We start from the raw sequence: 3,515 nt of genomic DNA, 5'->3' as shown, positions 1-3,515 counted from the left end.
AAACGAACAGACTTTGTCTGGAGGTTTTTTACGGATGAATTGAAATTGTTTCGTTCTCATTTTGTGTTGGGTTTTATGGAACGATGTTTCTCGTGTATGAAGATATACTTGCAAAAAAAGCAAGGCGGCTTCACACTTTAGTACCGTGGGCGACCAAACCCAGCTTATAAACTCGAAAGTTTAAAAGTTACCCCTAAAGCATATGTGAAAACCGCCCATGCCGTATTACGAAAGTACAAAACTTTTGAGACATGGAGCGATTTCACGAAACTCTCGAGGTAAAATTGGTCGTTTCGATTCGAGATTCATCGTTTTAATTATGACTATTAAAAGTCTAATTATCAATTCGCTTATACAAATATAAACAATTTTAATTAAAACCCAATATGTTGGGTGATTATTTTTAGTTAAATGAATAAAATATTCGAATTTGAAACTACACAATTTGATTTTGATTTAATTAATCATGTGAAAAATCTCAGAAAAGTTAATAGGATAACTAAAGATGAACTAAGCCTAAAAATGGGGGTTGCTAGAAGCTTTGTTAGTAATGTTGAATCTTATACACAGCGACATAAATATAGCACCCGTCACATAACTCTTTTGGCAAAAGCATTTGGATATAAAAACATTGGAGAATTGTTAGATTTTCCAACTCCTAAATATGATAAAATTAAAGTGACTGTAGAGCAAACTTATAATGAGGCAGGCACTAAAGTATTGAAAAGTGAGGTGGTGAAGATTGTTGAGATAAAATAATGTGTTAGATTTTACAAATTATCACAAAAAATCTAAAGGACTTGGTGTCGATTTTTTATCAATATCTGTAATGTGCGTATAAATCATGGTAGTTCTAATGTCGTTATGACCTAATAATTCTTGAACTACACGTACATCAATTCCACTTTTTATAAGATGAGTAGCATATGAATGTCTTAAAGTATGTACGCTGCCTTTTGATAAAACACCAGCTTTACTCATAGCATTTTTTAAAATTAATTGGACGCTCCTTTCGCTGTATTGATTCCCTTTAGCCCCTTCAAACAAAAAGTCTTTAGGTTGATAAACCTTATAATATTCTCTCAATAATAACAAAAGTTTATCTGGCAAAGCTACTATTCGATCTTTGTTACCTTTACTTTGACGAATAAGAAGTAAATCACTTTCCGATTTTATATCTGCAATTTTTAAATTTATCAATTCGCTTAGTCGCAATCCACAGCTATAGATTATGGTAAGAATAGCTTTATGTTTTAAATTTTCTGTTGCATTTAATAAATTTCGTACTTCTTCTTGAGAAAAGAAAGTTGGTAATTTATTAACTTTTCGTTTCGGATAAAGATAATTTAATTCGATTTTCTGATTTTCAACTAATTCAAATACTTTTTTAATTGCCCCAACCAAAGAACGTTGATAGGAAACACTGATATTTTCTTGAGTTACTTTTGTATTGATAAACAATTCGATTTCTGAAATAGGAATTTCATCTAATCTATTGTATTTTTCCATCTGCTCTAAGAAAACTTGAGCGTAACCACAATACGATTTTATGGTATTGTTTGCATATCGTTGTAATTTTAATCGATTTTGCAACGTTTTTAGAATTGTTTCGCTATCCATACATTCATTATTACATTTTACATCAAATTACTTCGTGATACATGAATTTTGTTTTAGTAAGTGTCTAATTTACAAAAAAATAATTATATTTGTTTTTAATTTTACGAAATGCGGATATAGGTGATTTTTTACGAAACAAAAGCTAGATCAGTTTCGTGAAAAAACAATGTTAGGCGATATTTTATAAAAATTGTAACTTTGAAATAAAAAAGTGGAAAAAATATATATTGAAAATTTTGGTGGAATAAAAAAAATGGATTTTGAATTTAAGTCCATAAATATACTTATTGGACCTCAAGGCTCTGGTAAAAGTATTACTGTTAAACTTCTATACTTTTTTAAAAACTTCATTAATGAAATTATAAAAAATATAGAAAATGAAGAATCAAAACGTGATTTAGACAAGAATCATAAAGAAACTTTTATAACTTTCTTTCCACGTGAATCATGGCCAAAAGAAAAATTTTTGATAAAGTATGAAAATGATTTAACCTTTATTATCGTTGAAAAAATAGATAATAAGCTTAAATTTGAATATTCAGAAAATTTGAAAAAATTACTTTCGAAAGGGAAAAAAATATATACGACCGAAAAAAGTAAGCTTCTCCAAGAAGGTAAAATTTCAAATTTTAGACTTCATCGAGAAATAAGTCAAAAAGTTACAAAATGTATTCAAGATGAGCTTGGTCATGAGTCGACTTATCAACAATTTTTCATTCCTGCTGGACGAAGTTTTTTTGCAAATATTCAAAGTACAATATTCTCTTTTTTAAGTGAAAATAGAACACTTGATCCATTTTTAATTGAATTTGGCTCATTTTATGAAAATCTAAAAAGATTTTATAACGATATTGTTCAAGATAAAACTGAAAGAAAAGATAAGGAATTTGATGATTTAATTTCTCAAATATTAAATAGTAATTATTTTAGAGAAAAAGAAAAAGATTTTTTAATTCACTCAGACAATCGAAAAGTGAATTTGACAAACGCATCTTCAGGACAACAAGAGACATTGCCTTTAATGATTATCTTAAAGACTTTAAATTATATTGGTTCAGCAGGTGGAGGTTTTACACTATACATTGAAGAACCAGAAGCTCATTTATTTCCAACTGCACAAAAGAAAATTGTTGAATTACTTGCACGCACCTTTAATAATGAAAATAGAAATTTTCAAATTTTTATTACAACGCATAGTCCTTATATTTTGTCTTCATTCAATAATTTGATATATGCTGGAAATTTATCCAATACATCAGAAAAATTTTCAAATGAAGTTAATTTAGTAGTTTCACCTAAAGAAAAATTAAATACAGAATTGTTTAGCGTGTATTCACTAAGAAATAATGAGAAGAGATACTTAATGGATAATGAGACTAATCTAATTTCATCTACAATTTTAGATTCAGTTTCAGAAGATATTTCACTCCAATTTGATAAATTATTAAATATTGAATTCGCATGAAATGTAGATCTAAGTCAAAACAAAAATTATTTGTTTTTGAAGAAAACAGAAGTAAATTAACTCTTGAAAATAAAAATTTAGTAGATTCAGAAACGGTTAAAGTTGATGGATGTGAAATTGATGATGAATCAATAAGATGTGATTTTTTACATATTGCAAATGAAATTGAATTTTTTATTGAATTAAAAGGACAAGATATAGAACATGCATTAAATCAAATTAAAGCTACAATCAAAAAACTAAGTAAAAATATTAAAAATTCTCAAAAAAAATCTTATGTAATTTGTACACGTAGCCCCTTAACAACAAGTGAAATACAAAACCATAAATATTATTTCAGAAAAAATTATAACTCTGAATTAATCGTGAAAAGCTCACCTTTTAAAGATTCATATTAAAAAAACATCGCCTAATAACTAAGCTTTCGTCT

4 protein-coding genes are annotated in these 3,515 nt (G+C 27.5%); 3 read left to right on the top strand and 1 reads right to left on the bottom strand.

What is annotated here, in order from left to right:
* Positions 1-411 precede the first annotated feature (411 nt).
* Positions 412-759: a helix-turn-helix domain-containing protein gene (locus tag B3R94_RS08355; protein ID WP_291046845.1), complete on the top strand. Its 348-nt coding sequence runs from the start codon at positions 412-414 to the stop codon at positions 757-759.
* Between the two features lie 21 nt (positions 760-780).
* Here the strand turns inward: B3R94_RS08355 and B3R94_RS08350 are convergent, their stop codons facing one another.
* Positions 781-1,620: a tyrosine-type recombinase/integrase gene (locus B3R94_RS08350; RefSeq protein WP_291046846.1), complete on the bottom strand. Its 840-nt coding sequence runs from the start codon at positions 1,618-1,620 to the stop codon at positions 781-783.
* A 211-nt stretch (positions 1,621-1,831) separates the two neighbouring features.
* Between B3R94_RS08350 and B3R94_RS08345 the strand changes: the two genes are divergently transcribed.
* Positions 1,832-3,085 carry an AAA family ATPase gene (locus B3R94_RS08345; protein WP_291067795.1) on the top strand — a complete coding sequence of 418 codons (1,254 nt, stop codon included), beginning with the start codon at positions 1,832-1,834 and terminating at the stop codon, positions 3,083-3,085.
* Positions 3,082-3,483, top strand: a complete 402-nt coding sequence (locus B3R94_RS08340; protein WP_291067794.1) for a hypothetical protein — start codon at positions 3,082-3,084, stop codon at positions 3,481-3,483. Before B3R94_RS08345 ends, B3R94_RS08340 begins: the two co-directional genes overlap by 4 nt.
* Positions 3,484-3,515 lie beyond the last annotated feature (32 nt).

Source organism: Empedobacter sp. UBA7611 (assembly GCF_002484365.1).
GTDB classification, from domain to species: domain Bacteria; phylum Bacteroidota; class Bacteroidia; order Flavobacteriales; family Weeksellaceae; genus Empedobacter; species Empedobacter falsenii_B.
Note: the sequence above shows the minus strand (reverse complement) of the source record. Positions and strands in the feature narration are given on the sequence as shown.

Bases quoted from the DNA above. Each gene is read 5' to 3' on its own strand.
- B3R94_RS08350 (WP_291046846.1), bottom strand. From the start codon at position 1,620: ATGGATAGCGAAACAATTCTAAAAACGTTGCAAAATCGATTAAAATTA.
- B3R94_RS08355 (WP_291046845.1), top strand. From the start codon at position 412: ATGAATAAAATATTCGAATTTGAAACTACACAATTTGATTTTGATTTA.
- B3R94_RS08340 (WP_291067794.1), top strand. From the start codon at position 3,082: ATGAAATGTAGATCTAAGTCAAAACAAAAATTATTTGTTTTTGAAGAA.